Origin of the sequence: Quadrisphaera granulorum, assembly GCF_003149145.1 — a bacterium.
Taxonomy (GTDB): Bacteria; Actinomycetota; Actinomycetes; order Actinomycetales; family Quadrisphaeraceae; genus Quadrisphaera; species Quadrisphaera granulorum.
Map to the genome: position 1 here is coordinate 112,171 of NZ_QGDQ01000013.1, position 16,474 is coordinate 128,644.

Below are 16,474 nucleotides of genomic sequence, written 5' to 3' on the forward strand. Positions count from 1 at the left end.
AGGCAGCTCAGCCGCTGGTGCAGCGTCCCGTGGAGACAGGCTGGGTGGCCTCCTGAGCCTTCTGCAGCACCGGCCTGGCCTCGTCGAGGGTGAGGGCATAGCCGGTGGCGGTGTCGGTCAGGGACCGCGCGAAGACCACACCCACGATGTTGCCGCCCGGGTCGAGCAGCGGCCCGCCGGAGTTGCCGGGTTCGATGTCGGCGGCGAGGGAGTACACCTGGCGGATGACGGTCGCCTCGCCGTAGATGTCCTTGCCCTCGGCGCGCACCACCTCGCGGACGCGGGCGGGGACGGCGGTGAACGGTCCGTCCTGGGGGAATCCGGCGACGACGGCGTCGGCGGACGCACCGAGCTGGCGCCCGGTACCCAGCGGCTCGGCGCGCAGCTTCGGCACGGCGAGCACGGCCAGGTCCTCGGCGGGGTCGAAGAGCACCACGGTGGCGTCGTACCGCTCGCCCTTGCCGCCGACCTGCACCTGCGGCGCGTCGACCCCGGCGACGACGTGTGCGTTGGTGACGACGCGCTGCGGCGCCACGACGAAGCCACTGCCCTCGCTGCCCCGCCGGCACGCCTCGGCGGTGCCGGTGACCTTGACGATGCCTCCCTGCGCCACGGAGGCCGCCCCGCCGACCACGGCGTCGTTGGGGGCCGCCACGGGCGTCACCGGCTCGGCACCGGTGCCGCTGAACACGCGGGGGAAGTCGTTGGCCTCCACCACGGAGCGGAACCCGGCGAACAGCGTGTCGGCCTGCGGCGGCACGAGCGTGCCGATGGTGGCGATGACACGGGAGGAGGCGACGGCGCGCGCCAGCGTAGGCATCGGGCCCGCCCGGACCGCCCCCGCCACGAACCACGCGACGAGGGCCACCGCGACCACCGCGGCGACGGCCCCGAGCGCGGAGTCGACCACCTGCGCGGGCTGCCAGGTGATGACCTCACGCAGCCGCCGTCCCAGCATGGCCCCGAGCAGCTGGCAGCCCCACGCGATGAGCAGCACGCCCACCACGACGACGACGGTCCGCGTACGCCCCGGCTCCATGCGCTCCACGAGCAGCGGCAGCAGCCACATCCCCAGCCCGGCGCCGGCGATGAAGGCGCCCACCGAGAGGAGCCCCACCACGAGGCCCTGCCGCAGGCCCGACAGCCCGTACACGATGAGCAGCAGGAGGAGGACGACGTCGAGGGTGCTCACCGGGCGCCCTCCGGCAGGCCACCGGTGACGGCCGACATCGGCAGCGCGCGCGAGGAGTCCCAGGGGCGCTCCAGGCCGGCCACGCGCAGCAGCACGTCGAGGACGGCGGCGGTGAAGCCCCAGGCGACCAGCCCGCCGTCGTCGCCGTCCGGCGCCTCCAGGGCGAACGTCGGCCCGGTCCAGCCGGACCGGGTGCGGACCACGGCGCGGGAGGCGGGGTCGGTGAGCACGGCCAGCGGGACCCGCAGCACGCGGGCCACCTCCACGGGGTCGCCCACGGCCAGCGACGACGGCACGGGCTCCCACGCGAGGACGGGCACCACCGAGGCGCCCGTGGGCGGCACGTGCAGCGCCGGCGCGACGCCGAGCACCTCCACGCCAGCGGTGTCGAGGCGGACCTCCTCGCGCGCCTCGCGCAGCGCCGCGCGCACGGGGTCGCCGCCGTCGTCGTTCTCGACGCCCCCGCCGGGGAAGGCGATCTGACCGGAGTGCGAGCGCAGACCGGACGCCCTCTCGAGGAGGACGACGTCACCCGCCCCGTCGGCGCCGGGGCCGAAGAGCACGAGCACCGCCGCGCGGCGGCCGCTGCGGGCGCCCAGGTGGACGCCCTCGGCGCGGGCGGCGCGGGTGCGCTCCCCCAGGTGCTCGGCCACGGCCTCGCCCACCTGCGGCAGGGAGCCGGCGAGACGCTCCAGCCAGTCGGGCCGCGTCACCCCGGACCCGCCAGGACCGGAGGGGCCGCGACGGGGGGACCGGGCTTGACGAGGGCGGCCGCCTTCATGGGGTCGGTCTCGCCCGCCCCGTAGGAGGGGCAGTCGCGGGCGATCGGGCAGGCGCCGCACGCGGGCCGTCGGGCGTGGCAGGTGCGCCGCCCATGGAAGATCATCCGGTGGCTCAGCGGGGTCCAGTCGGCCTTGGGGAAGAGCGCGGCGAGGTCGGTCTCGACGTCCACCGGGTCCTCGTGGGTGGTCCAGCCGAAGCGGCGCGACAGCCGCCCCACGTGCGTGTCCACAGTGATGCCGGGGAGGCCGAACGCGTCCCCGCGCACCACGTTGGCGGTCTTGCGGCCGACCCCCGGCAGGGTGACGAGGTCTTCCAGGCGGCGCGGCACCTGCCCGCCGTAGACCTCGACGAGGCGGGTGGCCAGGCCTTGCACCGACGCGGCCTTGGCCCGGTAGAAACCCACCGGGCGCAGCACCTCCTCCAGCGCCGTGCGGTCGGCGCCGGCGAGGGCCTCCGGGGTGGGCCAGGTGGCGAACAGCTCCGGCGTGACGCTGTTGACGCGCACGTCCGTGGTCTGCGCGGACAGCACCGTGGCCACGAGCAGCTGGAACGGTGAGGTGAAGTCGAGCTCGCACCGCGCGTCGGGGTAGCGCTCCGCGAGCGCGCGGTGCATGCGGCGGGCCCGGCGCACCAGCGCGAGCGGCGTCTCGCGCTCGACGCTGACGGTCGACGAAGGCCTCACCAGCGCAGGGTACGGGCGTTCACCGAGAGCACCGGGGAGGTCAGCGCGCGCGGCGGACGGATCAGCGCGCGCGGCGGCGCAGCCGCTCCACGTCGAGCAGGTTCACCGAGCGGGCCTCGAGGCGCACCCAGCCGCGGGCGGCGAAGTCGGCCAGGGCCTTGTTGACCGTCTCGCGCGAGGCGCCCACGAGCTGGGCCAGCTCCTCCTGGGTGAGGTCGTGCTGGACGAGCAGCCCCGACTCGGTAGTGCGCCCGAAGCGCAGCGCTAGGTCGAGCAGGGTGCCCGCCACGCGACCGGGCACGTCGGTGAAGACGAGGTCGGCCAGGGCCGAGTTCGCGCGACGCAGCCGGCGCGCCAGCGCCTTGAGCAGCTGCTGCGCCACTTCCGGGCGCGGGCCCATCCAGGCGTACAGCTCCTCGTAGTCGAGAGCGATGAGCCGCGCCGGGCCGACGGCCACGGCGCTGGAGGTACGCGGCCCCGGGTCGAACCAGCTCAGCTCGCCGAACATCTCCCCCGGGCCGAGCACCGCGAGGAGGTTCTCGCGCCCGTCCGGCGAGGTCCGACCCAGCTTGATCTTGCCGTTCTGGATGACGTAGAGCTCCGCGGGGTCGTCGCCCTGGGAGAAGAGCACCTGCCCCCGCTTGAGCTCGACCACCCGCGCCAGGGACAGCAGCGCCTCCGCGGCCTCCTCGTCCACCCCGACGAACAGGGGGGCGCGTCGCAGAACGTCCTGATCCACGCGCGGCAGTCTGCCGCACGGAGCACCCGACGGCTCGCGGCGGACCACCCTGCCGGGTGGTCCGCCGCGCGTCGCCCGGGCGTCAGCTGGCCGTCAGGCGACCTCGGCGACGACCTCGAGCTCGACGGGAGCGGCCAGCGGCAGCTGGGCCACGCCGACAGCGGAGCGGGCGTGGCGCCCGGCCTCGCCGAAGACCTCGGAGAACAGGTCACTGGCGCCATTGGCGACGGCCGGCTGGCCGGTGAAGCCGTCGGCGCTGGCGACGAAGACGACGAGCTTGACGATCCTCACGACGGCGTCGAGACCGACCTCGGCGTCGAGAGCGGCAATGGCGTTGAGGGCCGCGGTGCGGGCCTGCTCCTTCGCGGTGGCGGGGTCGACGAGGCCGTCACCCTCACCGACGAGCCCGGTCACGGGGAGCGCGCCACCGACGAACGGCAGCTGGCCGGAGGTGAAGACCAGCGAACCGGTCCGCACGGTCGGCACGTAGGAGGCCACCGGTGCCGCCACCGGAGGCAGCTGCAGGCCGAGGGCTGCGAGGTTCTCGCGTGCTCCCACGGGTCAGCCCTGCTTCGGGCGCTTGAGGTAGGCCACGAGGCCGTTGCCGCCGGGACCCGGCACGACCTGCACCAGCTCCCAGCCCTCCTCGCCGAAGTTGTCGAGGATCGCCTTGGTGCTGTGCACGATGAGGGGCGCTGTCAGGTACTCCCACTGGGTCACGCCTGGCGAGCCTAGTCCGGGGGCGCACCGGCGGTCCCCTCCGTACTGTCGCCCACGTGATCGCAGGCACCCAGGCCCGGGGCGCCACGCCCCGGCTGCACGTCGTCACCGGCAAGGGCGGCACGGGCAAGACGACGCTCGCCGTGGCCCTCGCGCTGTCGCTGGCCGACGAGGGCCGGCGCGTCCTCGTGTGCGAGGTCGAAGGGCGCCAGGGCGTCTCGCGGCTCCTCGGCACCGAGGCGCTGCCGTACGAGGAGGTCGATCTCGCCGAAGGCGCCGGCGGCGGCCAGGTGGTGGGTCTCGCCGTCGAACCGCGCGCGGCCCTGGTCGACTACCTCGACACCTTCCACGGCGGGGTGCTCGGGGGTCGTGGCGGCCGGGCGTCCACCGTGCTCGACAGGGCGGGCGCGGTGGAGTTCATCGCCGACGTCGCCCCGGGCCTGCGTGACGTGCTGCTGGTCGGCAAGGTCTACGAGGCCGTTCGCCGCACCACCACGGGCCGGTCGGATGGCGGCACGCCGGTCTACGACGCCGTGGTCCTCGACGCCCCGCCCACCGGCCGCATCACTCGTTTCCTCGGCATCGGCGACGAGCTCGCCCAGCTCGCCGCCGGCGGCCCGATCGCGGCGCGGGCGGCGTCGGTGGCGGCGCTGCTGCGGTCGGAGCAGACGGCCGTGCACCTGGTCTGCCTGCCGGAGGAGCTGCCCGTGACCGAGACGCTGGAGGCCGCGGCGGAGCTGCGCGCCGCCGACCTGCCGCTCGGCTCCGTCGTCGTCAACCGGGTGCTGTCCGCGGCGGCCGGGGACGACGACGGCGGCACGCCGGCCAGTGTCCGCGCCGCGCTGCTGCGCGGACTGGGCAGCGCCCGGGACGGCGCCCAGGACGGCGCACAGCCAGGTCAGGACGACGTCGAGGCGCTGGTCACCGACCTGCTCACCCAGAACCGCGTGCGCGCGGGGCGGGTCGGCGAGCAGCGCCGCTGGCTGGAGGCCGCGCGGGCGGCGGGACGGCCGGTGCGCGAGCTGCCGGACCTGCCCGGCGGGGTCGATCTCGACGGCCTGTACCGCCTCGCGGACGACCTGGCGGCCACCCCGCTGCCGACTCCGGGCGACGTGCCCACGAGCGCAGGAGGTGTCGCATGAGCACCGCGTGGGACGTCGACGCACTGCTGGACGACCCGTCCGTCGAGGTCATCGTCTGCGCGGGCTCCGGCGGGGTGGGCAAGACGACGACGGCGGCCGCGATCGCCCTGCGCGCTGCTGAGCGCGGGCGCCGCGTGGCTGTGCTCACGGTCGACCCGGCTCGCCGGCTCGCCCAGGCCCTCGGCACCGATGGCACCCCTGGCGACGCAGCTGACGACGCAGCTGAGGCTGGCGCCGAGGCTGGAGCTGACGAGGGGGATGCGCCGGGCCCCGACGAGCCGCGCGGTGTGCCGGGCGTCGACACCCGCCGCGGCGGCAGCCTCGACGCGCTCGTCCTCGACGCCCGCCGCACCCTCGACGGCCTCGTCGACGCGGCACTGCCGCCGGCGCGCGCGGCGCAGGTGAAGGCCAACCCCGTCTACGTGTCGCTGGCCACGTCGTTCTCCGGCACGCAGGAGTACATGGCCATGGAGCGGCTCGGGCAGCTGCGCGCGGGCCGCGACACCGCGGCGGGATGGGACCTCGTCGTCGTCGACACCCCGCCCAGCCGGTCGGCGCTGGACTTCCTCGACGCGCCGACGCGCCTGGCGTCGTTCCTCGACGGGCGGTTCGCGCGGCTCCTCATGGCGCCGGTGCGTTTCGCGGGGTCGGCCCGCACGAGCACGGGGCTGCGCGCCGCTGGCGGCAGGGTGGTGGGGGCGCTGGCCGGTGGCGTGGCAGCGGTGATGGACAGGGTTCTGGGCGGCCGGCTGCTGCGCGACGTCCAAGCCCTCGTGGAGGGCCTGGACGAGGTGTTCGGGGGTTTCCGCGAACGTGCCGAGGTGACGTCGGCGGCGCTGCGCGACGGGCGGACGGCGTTCGTCGTCGTCACGGCCCCGGAAGCGGAGCCGCTCGCGGAGGCGGTCTTTCTCACCGAGCGTCTGCGCTCGGCGCAGCTGCGCCCCGCGGCGGTGGTCGTCAACCGTGCCGCGCGGGCCGCGACGGGGCTCGACGCGGCGACGGCGCGCCAGGCGGCGGAGGCGCTGCGGACCGGCACGACGGGAGGCGCTGCACGGGGAGGCAAGACCAGCGCCGCAGCCGAGAAGGCCGCACGCGTGCTGGACCTGCAGGTGGAGCTGCTGGAGCGGGTGGAGCGGGAGCGCCGGCTCGTGGCGGAACGCCTGGCCGACAGCGGTGCACCGACGGCGCTGGTACCGGCGCTGGACGGCGACGTTGCCGACCTCGACGGTCTGCGGGCCGTGGGTGACGCGCTGGGAAGGAACCGGTGACGGGCGGGCGCTGACCCCGCCCGAGGTTCTCGGGCCGGTTCTCGGACCCGTTCTCGGATCTGGTCAGGCGGTGCGAGCGGCGGACGCTGCCTCGACACGGGCGTGCTCGGCCTTGGCTGCCTGCAGCAGACGGCTCCACGACTGCACGTTCGGGCGGCGCTTGAGGATGGCGCGACGCTCACGCTCGGTCATCCCGCCCCACACGCCGAACTCGATGCGGTTGTCGAGGGAGTCGGCGAGGCACTCGGTACGCACCGGGCAGGCCTGGCAGACGACCTTGGCGCGGTTCTGCTCGGCGCCCTGGACGAAGAGCGCGTCGGGGTCGCTCTGGCGGCACGCAGCCTGGGTGGTCCACTCGGCGGGCTCGAGGTACAGGGTCTCGCTCATGGTGGTGCCTTCCGGTCGGTGGAGCGGCGGGGAAGCGCCGATCGGTGCCCCAGATCCGGGAGAGGAGTTGAGGCGTTTCAGCCTTTGTCCATCCGTCCGGAGGAGTGACACCAATGAAGTTACGAACTGGTCTCGCTCCCGCCCACCCCTCGTGCGGGCCATTTGCAGGACCACCGGTGACTAGTCACCGCGTCCCCCGGGCGGACACAGCACCGTCTGCTATGCGCCCTTCGATGGCCCCGGGAGGGGGCTCTCGGCCACGTACGCTGGTGGCATGCCGGCACGCTTCCCCCGCCCCCGTCCCGACGACGGCGAGGCGGGATCCCGGCAGGCGGGGCGCGCCAGCTCGTTCGGGCGGGCCACCAAGCTTCTGGCGGGCTTCCTGGGAGCCAGCGTCGGCGCAGGGGTGCTGGTGGCGGGGATCGCCGCCCCGGCCGTCATCGCCGCAGGTCAGACCAGCAATGAGACCGTGGAGGCGTTCAACAGCCTGCCTGCCTCGCTGGAGCAGCCGCCACTGAGCCAGCAGTCGCGCATCCTCTATTCCGACGGCACGCCGATGGCCACCTTCTACTACGAGAACCGCATCCTCGTGCCGCTCGACAAGGTCGCGCCGATCATGCAGAAGGCCATCGTCGACATCGAGGACAACCGCTTCTTCGATCACGGCGGCGTCGACCCCCGCGGCTTGGCCCGCGCCTTCGTCCAGAACAGCCAGGGTGGCGACGTTCAGGGCGCCTCCACTCTCACCCAGCAGTGGATCAAGAACGTGCAGGTGGAGGAGGCGCTGTCGGCGCTGCCCACCAACGCCTCCGTCGAGGAGCGCCAGAAGGCCTTCAACGAGGTCACGGTCAGGTCCGGCGTCGACGGCTACGTCCGCAAGCTGCGCGAGATGAAGCTGGCCATCGCGGCGGAGAAGAAGTTCCCGAAGGAGCAGATCCTCGAGAACTACCTCAACATCGCCAACTTCGGTGGTGGCCAGTACGGCGTCGAGGCCGCCAGCGAGCACTGGTTCAACAAGCCCGCCGCCGAGCTCGACCTGCCGCAGGCGGCCCTGCTCGCCGGCATCGTGCAGAACCCCGTCGGGTACGACCCGGTGCGGAACCCGCAGGACGCACAGGGCCGCCGCGACACCGTGCTGGGCCGCATGCTCCAGCTGGGCACCATCACCCAGGCCGAGCACGACGCCGCCGTCGCCGTCCCCATCGCCCAGATGCTCAACGTGCAGAAGACGCCCAACGGCTGCGAGCAGGCGGGCCAGGCCGGGTTCTTCTGTGACTACGTGGTCAAGCAGTTCCGCGACGACGACGCCTTCGGCGGCACCAAGGAGCAGCGGCTGCGCCAGCTCTACCGCGGCGGCCTGACCATCACGACGACGCTCGACAGCGGCAAGCAGCAGGCCGCGTTCGAGGAGGTCGCGAACAGCGTCCCCGCCCAGGACTCGACGGTGCCCACCAACATCATCAACAAGGAGGGCAAGGTCCAGCGCACCGGTGGCACCTCCAACCTCGGCGCATCCATCGTCTCCGTCGAACCGGGCACCGGGAAGATCGTTGCGATGGCGCAGAACCGCACCTACAGCACGTCCCCGGACGCGCCGCTGGGTGCGACGGCCATCAACTACAACACCGACTACCTGCAGGGCGGCTCGTCCGGCTTCCAGCCCGGCTCGAACTTCAAGCCGTTCGTGCTGGCCCAGTGGCTGACGTCCGGCCGCACCCTCAACGCGACGGTGAATGCCACCCAGCGCGACTACCCGAACAGCAGCTGGAAGTACGGCAGCTGCTACTCGGGCTCCGGGTACCAGGGCAAGGCCTACGGCCCCGGCAACGCCGGTGACGGCGAGGACAGCGGGACGCTGCCTGTCCTCGTGGCGACCTACAAGTCCGTGAACACCGGCTACGCCGCCATGGAGAACCAGCTCAACCTCTGCGACGTCGGGGCCACGGCCCAAGCTCTCGGCATGCACAAGGCCAAGGCAGACGACCGGAACATCACCCGGCAGGTGAGCACGGACATCAACGTGACGCCGTCGATGATGCTGGGCGTCGACGAGGTGGCCCCACTTACGGTGGCCACCGCCTACGCGGCCTTCGCAGCGCAGGGCAACTACTGCACCCCCCTGGCGATCGCCAAGATCACCGACGCCGACGGCAAGGACCTGCCGGTCAAGGGCCCACAGTGCACCCAAGCGATCTCGAAGGAGGTCGCGAACGGCATCAACTACGCCCTCCAGCGTGTCCTTACCGACGGAACGGCTGCCGGCAAGGGCCTGGCGGGTGGGCGCGAGGCCGCAGGCAAGACCGGTACGACCAACAACTCGGTGGCCACCTGGTTCACGGGCTACACGCCGCAGCTGGCCACCTCGGTGTGGATCGGGGTGCCGGAGAAGAGCATGTCCATCAACGGGGCCCGCATCGCCGGACGTACGTACACGACCATGTACGGCGGCACCGTCGCCGCTCCCATGTGGCGGAACTACATGAACCGCGCGCTCGAGGGGGCACCGGAAGAGGAGTTCGTCGACCCGCCGCAGAGCATCATCGGCCGCCCGCCGGCTCCCCCGCGCCCGACGCCTAGCCCGGGTGACGGCGGCGGCGCCACCCAGGCCCCCGGTGACGGCCAGGGCCAGGGTGGGGACCAGGGCGGCCAGCCCGGCGACGGCGGCGACCAGGGCGGTCAGCCCGGCGGCGGTGGCGACCAGGGCGGGGGCCAGGGCGGCCCCGGCGGCGGCAACCAGAACGGCGGTCAGGGCCCAGGCGGCGGTCAGGGCGGCCAGGGCGGCGGCAACCAGGGCACCACGGTCGAGCCCGCTCCTGCCGAGCCGGGCGGCGGTCCAGCCGGAGACCCGGGCACCGGCCAGGGCTGACACCCTTTCGGAACACCACAGCGACGGACGGGGTCCGCGCCGCACCCGCGGCGCGGACCCCGTCGTCGTAGGGCCTCCGAGCAGCCCCGAGATCGCGACTGGCAGCACCACCGGAGTGGCTGGAAGGTGTCCCCCGTGCGCGGACTCCTGGGCGTGGCGGTGCTGGTAGGCGTCGGCGTGCTCTTCTCCGCCCACCGGCGCCGCATCCCATGGCGGACCGTCGGCACGGCTCTCGCCCTGCAGGTGGTCTTCGCGTTCCTGGTGCTCCGCTGGGGTCCGGGGAGGGCCGCGCTGGACGCCGTGGCCGGGGGCGTCGAGAAGCTCATCGGCTACGCCGACGAGGGCACGACCTTCCTCTTCGGCCCATTGACGCAGGTCGGCCCGTCGCTCGGGTCGGTGTTCGCTTTCGGGGTGCTCCCTGTGATCATCTTCCTCGGCGCGATCATCCAGCTGCTCTTCTACCTGCGCGTGGTCCAGCACGTCGCGTGGGCGCTGGGCGGTGCCCTCGGGTGGCTCCTGCGGGTCTCCCGGCTGGAGAGCTTCTTCGCCTCGGTGGTCATCTTCCTGGGGCAGAGCGAGGCCCCCCTGATGATCGCGCCGTACCTCAGGCGGCTCACGCGGTCACAACTGTTCGCCGTCATCACCGGCGGCTTTGCCGCGGCGGCGGGCTCCACACTCCTCGGCTACGCGCAGCTGGGCGCGCCGCTGCCGTACCTACTGGCCGCCACCGCCATGAACGCCCCCGCGTCGCTGCTCATGGCCAAGCTGCTGCTCCCGGAGACCGAGCCGGTACGGGAGACCTCCGGCGACGACGACGTGCGCACGGTCCGCGACACCGAGTCCGCCAACGCCATCGACGCCCTGGGGCGTGGGGCCATGGCGGGCGGTCGCATCGCCGTCGTCGTCGGTGCCCTGCTCATCGCGTTCATCGCGGTGCTGGCGCTGGTCAACGGCATCGTCGGGGGCATCGCGAGCCTGTTCGGAGCCCAGGGGGTCACCGTGCAGGGCATCCTCGGGTGGCTGCTGGCCCCGCTGGCCTGGCTGCTGGGGGTGCCGTGGTCGGAGGCCGGCCAGGCGGGGTCGTGGATCGGCCAGAAGACGTTCCTCAACGAGTTCGTGGCCTACTCCGACTTCGGCCCGCAGGTCGCCTCGCTCGACCCGCTGACGGTGGCCGTGGTGACCATCGCGCTGGCGGGCTTCGCCAACCTCGGCTCGATCGCCATCATGATCGGCGTGCTCGGGTCGCTGTGCCCGGAGCGACGCGGCGAGGTGGCCCAGCTGGCGCCGCGGGCACTGCTCGCCGGGGCCATGGCCAACCTCGCCAACGCCGCGGTCGCCGCCGTCGTCCTGTCCCTCTGACGGAGATGGCACCGAGATCGCCACGACCCTCAAGGCTCCCCGCGAGGGCACCGAACATCACAGGGTGAGCCCCGCCCGTGACGCTGCGTCCCGCGCGGACGTCATGCCCCCCGAGCCCACCCAGGACGACGGCGAGTCCCCGGCGCCCGCCCGCCGCAGGCTCGCCGGACGGCTGCCCGCCTGGCTGAGCGGCCAGCGGCTGGGACAGCTCGCCATCCTGGTGTTCCTCGTGGTGGCCGTGGTGGTCCTGCGGAACCGGCTCGGGGACTATCCGTGGCACCGGCTGGGCGACGACCTCGCCGCCCAGGGCGCGCGGCCCGTGCTGCTCGCGCTAGCGGCCACGGCGGTCTCCTACGGGCTCATGGTGGCCTACGACGCGCTCGCCCTCGCCTACGTCCAGCACCGGATGCCCCTGCGCCGGTACGCCGCTGCCTCGTTCGTGGCCACCGCGCTCGGCAACTCTCTGGGCGCCTCGGCGCTGGTCGGGGCGGCGCTGCGCGCCCGGGCGTACTCCGCCTGGGGTCTGCCGGCGTTCGCCATCACCCGGCTCACCGCGTTCAACCTCGTCACCCTCAGCCTGGGCAGCGCCGTGCTGGTGGCGGCCGGTCTGCTCTGGGCGCCCGCCACGGTGGTCGACTCGCTGCCGCTGGCAGAACCGGCCCGTGTGCTGCTCGCGACGCTCCTCGTGGGGGCGGTGGTCGCCTACCTGCTCTGGTGCGGGCGCGGCGCGCCGCTGATGGTGCGTGACTGGCGCATCGACAGGCCGTCGCGACGCGTCGCCCTCACCCAGCTCACGATGTCGGTCACGGAGTGGCTGGTCATGACCGCGGTGCTCTACGTGCTGCTGCCTGACGGCCACGGGCTGGGCTTCCCCGCGTTCGCCGTCGTCTTCGTCCTGGCCACCACGCTCGGTCTGCTGAGCAACGTGCCCGGCGGCCTGGGTGTCGTCGAGGCGATCCTGGTGCTGGCCCTGGCCGGCTCCGTACCGGCGCACGGCCTGGTGACCGCGCTGGTGGCCTACCGGCTCGTGTACTTCCTCGTGCCGCTCGCCCTCGCGACCGTGGTGCTGGCCGGTCTGGAAGCAACGCGCCGGCCGGACCGCGGCGCGGGGCTGGTGCGCGTGGCAGGTGTCCTGCTGCCCTCGGCGCTGGCGGTGGTGGTCGCCGTCGTCGGGGTCATGCTGCTGGTCACCGGGCAGGCACCCGAGGGTGACGCGACCCTCGGCTTCTTCGGCAGCCTGGGGGCGCTCGGCCCCTTCGCGGTGAGCCTGGCCGGCGTGGGCCTGCTGGTGCTCTCCCGAGGCCTGTACCGACGGCTCCGGGGTGCGTGGGCACTGACGCTGGGGATGCTGGTGGTGATCGCCGCGACGCACCCGACCCCGCTGGGCGTCGTCTCTGCCGCCTCGGCGGTGCTGCTCGCCATGACTCACCGGGCCTTCCGGCGAGGCACGGGCCGGCGCGCCCTGTCGCGGCCGCTCACGATCGTGGTGGCCGCGGCGCTGCTGCTGTGGTGGCACGCCACGCTGCTGGCACCGGTCTGGGGTGAGCTCACCCTGGTCGAGCTCGTGACCGGCGTGGGGCACTGGACCACCAGCGCCGGCACCGTCCTGACCGCCGTCCTCCTCGTGGGCGCCGGGCTGCGCCTCCAGCAGCCCCTCGCGCACGGTTCGACGGCCTCCCCGGATGATCTGCAGCGCGCGGAGCCGATCCTGGCCACCTCGACCCCCGGCAACGCGTCACTGGTGTGGACCGGCGACAAGCAGCTCCACTTCTCCCGCGACGGCGGCGCCTTCCTCATGTACCGCGTGGAGGGGCGCAGCTGGGTGGTCATGGGAGACCCGCTCGGGGACGAGCGCGAGTTCGACGACCTCCTGCGCAGCTGGTTGGAGCTGTGCGCCAGCCGCTGCGGGCGCCCGGCCCTCTACTGCGTGCGCGAGGACCTCGCCGACCTCTACCGCCAGCACGGACTCTCCACCGTCAAGCTCGGTGAGGAGGCCGTCGTCCCGCTGGTGGACTTCTCCATGGAGGGCCGCCGCCGCGCCAAGCTGCGCGCCGAGCACCGCGCGAGTGTCCGCGCGGGGGTCGAGGTGGAGGTGGTGACCGGCGAGTGCCTCCGGGAGGTCATGCCGGAGCTGCGCGCCGTCAGCGACGAGTGGCTCCTCGAGCGCGGCACGCAGGAGAAGTCGTTCTCCCTGGGCCGCTTCGAGGAGGACTACGTCTCCCGCTTCCCGGTGGTGGTGGCCCGCGCCGACGGCCGCGTGGTCGCGTTCGCCTCGCTGTGGGTGGGCGGCTCGGGGCACGAGGTGCACGTCGACCTCATGCGCCGCCGGACCGACGCTCCCCGGACCGTCATGACGCACCTCTTCGTCGAGGCGATGCTGTGGTCGCAGGAGCGCGGGTACAGCTCCTTCAGCCTCGGGATGGCCCCGCTGTCCGGTCTGGACGTCGACGGCAACGGCACCTTCTGGCACCGGATCGGCCACCTGGTGTGGACCCACGGGGAGCACTTCTACGGCTTCCGCGGGCTGCGCCAGTTCAAGGAGCGGTTCGACCCGACCTGGGAGCCGCGCTACGTGGCGTCGGCCGGTGGCCTGTCGCTGCCGGTGGTGATGTTCGACGTCGCCAAGCTCGTGGGCGGCGGCGTGCGCGGGATGGTCCCGCAGTTGCACGCAGCCCCCAGGCCGTCGCGGCGTAAGGCACCCGCAGCCGCGGGGGCCGTGCCGCTACCGCGCGACCTGGTCGGTGCCGACAGCGGACCGAGCCGGAATGCCTCCGCCGGCCTGAGCGCATGACGCCACCGCCCCCCGGCGAGGAGCCGAGAGGCGGTGAGGCGGCGGGGAACGTCGTCAGCGCGACAGGGCGCTCTTCACCGCAGCGGCGAGACGACCTCCGTCCACGGTGGAACCGACCTGCGGTCGCAGGACACCCATGACGGCGCCCATCGCTGACGGACCGCTCTTGCCGGCGGCAGCGACCTGCGCCACGGCGGCGTCGACAGCGGCGGCCAGCGCGTCGTCGTCGAGCTGGGCCGGCAGGTAGGCGACCAGTACGGCCTCCTCGGCGCGCTCGCGCTCGGCCGACTCGGCACGGCCGGCACCGGCGAAGGCCTCGGCGGCCTCCTTGCGCTTCTTCACCTCGGTGCGCAGCACGGCAAGCACCTCCTCGTCGGACAGCTCACGGGCCTCGGTGCCCGCCACCGACGCGGTTTTCACGGCCGTCAGCGCCATCCGCAACGTTGCCGTGCGGACCTCGTCGCGGGCACGCATGGAGGTGTTGAGGTCGGTGCGCAGACGCTCGGCCAGAGAGGTGCTAGCAGGGGTGCCGGGGGTGCTCACACCGACGAGTCTGGCAGGGTGCCGGGCGTGAGTCGCCTGGGATTCCTCCGCACCGCGGCGCTGGGCGCCGGTCTGGTCACCGCTGCCGGCGCAGGGGCGGTGGCCTGGGGAGCCGGGTACGAGATCCGCGCGTTCCGACTGCGCCGCTTCCAGGTGCCCGTGCTCCGCTCCGGCCAGGCGCCGCTGCGGGTGCTGCACGTCTCCGACATCCACATGATCCCCGGTCAGCACGCGAAGAAGGCGTGGATCCGGTCGCTGGCCGATCTGCAGCCCGACCTCGTCATCGACACCGGCGACAACATCACCTCCGCCGGTGCGGTGCCGGAGGTGATCGAGGCGCTGGAGCCGCTCCTGGAGTTTCCCGGCGCCTTCGTGCTCGGCTCCAACGACTACTACGCCCCCCGTCCCAAGAACCCCGTGACGTACCTGTGGCGTCCGTCCCGCGCTCACACCAAACCTCGCGACCTCCCCACGGAGCAGCTCACCGCCGCGTTCCGCACGGCGGGCTGGTTGGACCTCACCAACACCCGCGGACGTCTGCACGTCGACGGGCGCCGCCTCGACCTCGTCGGGGTCGACGACCCTCACCTGCGGCGCGACAGGTACCTCGACCTCGCCGCCCCCGCCGACCCCGTGGCGGACCTGTCCGTGGGCGTCACGCACGCCCCCTACCGGCGGGTCCTGGATGCCATGACCACCGACGGGCACCAGCTGCTCATCGCGGGCCACACGCACGGCGGCCAGCTGTGCGTGCCGTTCGTCGGCGCGCTCACCACCAACTGTGACCTGCCGCGCTCGATGGCCAAGGGCCTGCATCGTTGGGAACGGGGACGGCGCTCGTCCTGGCTGCATGTGAGTGCCGGCCTCGGCACGAGCCCTTACGCGCCGGTCCGGTTCGCCTGCGCACCCGAGGCGACCCTGCTGGAGCTCGTACCGGCCTGACGAGTCGGTGCGCTCGCGCGGAGGAACCGCGTCGAGAGCAGTAGCCGCATTCGGCTAGAGTGGTCCGCGCTGCTCCGGGGTGTGGCGCAGCTTGGTAGCGCGCTTCGTTCGGGACGAAGAGGCCGCAGGTTCAAATCCTGTCACCCCGACCACAGTGTTGTTGTTTGAACATGCAGCAAGATCGAAGGGCCCCTGACCCACGTCAGGGGCCCTTCTTGCTGCCTGAAGCCCATCAGGCGCCTCACGCGGCGCGCTGGCTCGCTGCATCGCTTCGATGAGCGGCGTGCGCTCGACCGACACCACAACAGGCTGTCCGGTCCGCTCGTCGACATCGAGCGCAAGTTTGGTGAACCACGCGAGGTTCAGGTCCCGCCGCCCGACATCGTTGCTCTCGCTGTACAGCCGGCCACAGTGCTGCAAGAGATACTAAGGCGACCGGAAGTAAGTAGACATCCTGTGTGCCGTCTGAAATGACAGCAGCGTGCGCGAAGATGATGGCCGCAAGCTCGATCACACCACCTTGGAGCAGATCCGGATCCGCGCGGTACGGCAGATCCAGGCAGGTGCTCACCCTGAAGATGTCGCGGCAGCGTTGGGGATGAATCGCTCCACGGTCTTCGGGTGGCTGGCGAAGTATCGAGAAGGTGGCGAGAGGGCTTTGAAGGCGAAGCCCGTTCCGGGGCGACCCCCAAAGTTGAACGCGTCAGCGATGAGTCGGATCTATGCACTCATCGTTGGCCACGACCCTCGGCAGTTGCAGTTTGAATTCGCCTTATGGACGCGCGAGCTGGTGGCGGAGATGATCGCCAGGGACTTCGGGGTGAACTTGTCGCTGGTGAGTGTGGGCCGACTGATGAAGAAGATGGGGCTGTCGGTGCAGCGTCCATTGTGGCGGGCATGGCAGCAGGATCCTGAGGCGGTTCAGAAGTGGAAGACCGAAGAGTTCCCTGCGATCCGGGCTGAGGTGTTGCGCGTCGCTTCTGATGTCGATGTTGGCGTCACCGCCGATGTCGACCATCGACGCCAGAAGGGCCCCACCGCGACTGCGGTGGGGCCCTTG

The 16,474-nt window shown here is 72.8% G+C and carries 15 protein-coding genes and 1 tRNA gene; 8 read left to right on the forward strand and 8 right to left on the reverse strand.

From position 1 onward, the window contains the following. Positions 1-7: 7 nt before the first annotated feature. The 6 genes from BXY45_RS11820 to sp36 form a co-directional block, all read right to left on the reverse strand. A complete protein-coding gene (locus BXY45_RS11820; RefSeq protein WP_170131468.1) occupies positions 8-1,192 on the reverse strand; it encodes a MarP family serine protease in 1,185 nt (394 codons plus the stop codon). Continuing rightward, complete coding sequence (locus tag BXY45_RS11825; protein ID WP_211319487.1) at positions 1,189-1,905, reverse strand: NUDIX hydrolase; 717 nt, start codon at positions 1,903-1,905, stop codon at positions 1,189-1,191. Before BXY45_RS11825 ends, BXY45_RS11820 begins: the two co-directional genes overlap by 4 nt. Then, complete coding sequence (gene nth, locus BXY45_RS11830) at positions 1,902-2,588, reverse strand: endonuclease III (protein WP_109774726.1); 687 nt, start codon at positions 2,586-2,588, stop codon at positions 1,902-1,904. The genes BXY45_RS11825 and nth overlap by 4 nt, the downstream gene beginning before the upstream one ends. 130 nt (positions 2,589-2,718) lie before the next feature. Beyond that, complete coding sequence (locus BXY45_RS11835; protein WP_109774727.1) at positions 2,719-3,396, reverse strand: Crp/Fnr family transcriptional regulator; 678 nt, start codon at positions 3,394-3,396, stop codon at positions 2,719-2,721. Between the two features lie 93 nt (positions 3,397-3,489). Then, a complete protein-coding gene (locus BXY45_RS11840; protein WP_109774693.1) occupies positions 3,490-3,954 on the reverse strand; it encodes a RidA family protein in 465 nt (154 codons plus the stop codon). Positions 3,955-3,957: 3 nt separating this feature from the next. Continuing rightward, entirely contained in the window at positions 3,958-4,116 is a 159-nt protein-coding gene (sp36, locus tag BXY45_RS23270; RefSeq protein WP_170131469.1) for a Sp36 family protein, read from the reverse strand. Positions 4,117-4,172: 56 nt separating this feature from the next. On the opposite strand from sp36, the gene BXY45_RS11845 reads away from it, so the two are divergent. Together BXY45_RS11845 and BXY45_RS11850 are read left to right on the forward strand one after the other, a co-directional pair. Beyond that, a complete protein-coding gene (locus BXY45_RS11845; protein ID WP_211319488.1) occupies positions 4,173-5,258 on the forward strand; it encodes an ArsA-related P-loop ATPase in 1,086 nt (361 codons plus the stop codon). Then, complete coding sequence (locus BXY45_RS11850) at positions 5,255-6,526, forward strand: ArsA family ATPase (protein ID WP_109774694.1); 1,272 nt, start codon at positions 5,255-5,257, stop codon at positions 6,524-6,526. The genes BXY45_RS11845 and BXY45_RS11850 overlap by 4 nt, the downstream gene beginning before the upstream one ends. A gap of 63 nt (positions 6,527-6,589) precedes the next feature. Here BXY45_RS11850 and BXY45_RS11855 read toward each other — a convergent pair whose 3' ends face one another. Beyond that, on the reverse strand, positions 6,590-6,913 hold the full coding sequence (locus tag BXY45_RS11855) for a WhiB family transcriptional regulator (protein WP_109774695.1): 324 nt from the start codon (positions 6,911-6,913) through the stop codon (positions 6,590-6,592). 274 nt (positions 6,914-7,187) lie between these two features. On the opposite strand from BXY45_RS11855, the gene BXY45_RS23840 reads away from it, so the two are divergent. From BXY45_RS23840 to mprF, 3 genes are all read left to right on the forward strand, one after another. Continuing rightward, positions 7,188-9,779, forward strand: a complete 2,592-nt coding sequence (locus BXY45_RS23840; protein ID WP_109774696.1) for a transglycosylase domain-containing protein — start codon at positions 7,188-7,190, stop codon at positions 9,777-9,779. A gap of 126 nt (positions 9,780-9,905) precedes the next feature. Then, entirely contained in the window at positions 9,906-11,138 is a 1,233-nt protein-coding gene (locus tag BXY45_RS11865; protein ID WP_109774697.1) for a NupC/NupG family nucleoside CNT transporter, read from the forward strand. 64 nt (positions 11,139-11,202) lie between these two features. Beyond that, a complete protein-coding gene (gene mprF / locus BXY45_RS11870) occupies positions 11,203-13,929 on the forward strand; it encodes a bifunctional lysylphosphatidylglycerol flippase/synthetase MprF (protein ID WP_109774698.1) in 2,727 nt (908 codons plus the stop codon). 54 nt (positions 13,930-13,983) lie between these two features. Here the strand turns inward: mprF and BXY45_RS11875 are convergent, their stop codons facing one another. Continuing rightward, positions 13,984-14,472, reverse strand: a complete 489-nt coding sequence (locus BXY45_RS11875) for a GatB/YqeY domain-containing protein (RefSeq protein ID WP_245961776.1) — start codon at positions 14,470-14,472, stop codon at positions 13,984-13,986. A gap of 27 nt (positions 14,473-14,499) precedes the next feature. On the opposite strand from BXY45_RS11875, the gene BXY45_RS11880 reads away from it, so the two are divergent. The 3 genes from BXY45_RS11880 to BXY45_RS11890 form a co-directional block, all read left to right on the forward strand. Then, a complete protein-coding gene (locus BXY45_RS11880; RefSeq protein ID WP_211319490.1) occupies positions 14,500-15,414 on the forward strand; it encodes a metallophosphoesterase in 915 nt (304 codons plus the stop codon). Between the two features lie 75 nt (positions 15,415-15,489). After that, positions 15,490-15,566 (forward strand) — tRNA-Pro (locus tag BXY45_RS11885). Positions 15,567-15,895: 329 nt separating this feature from the next. Next, positions 15,896-16,474: IS630 family transposase (locus BXY45_RS11890; protein ID WP_109774699.1), on the forward strand; the 579-nt coding region annotated here is incomplete at its 3' end.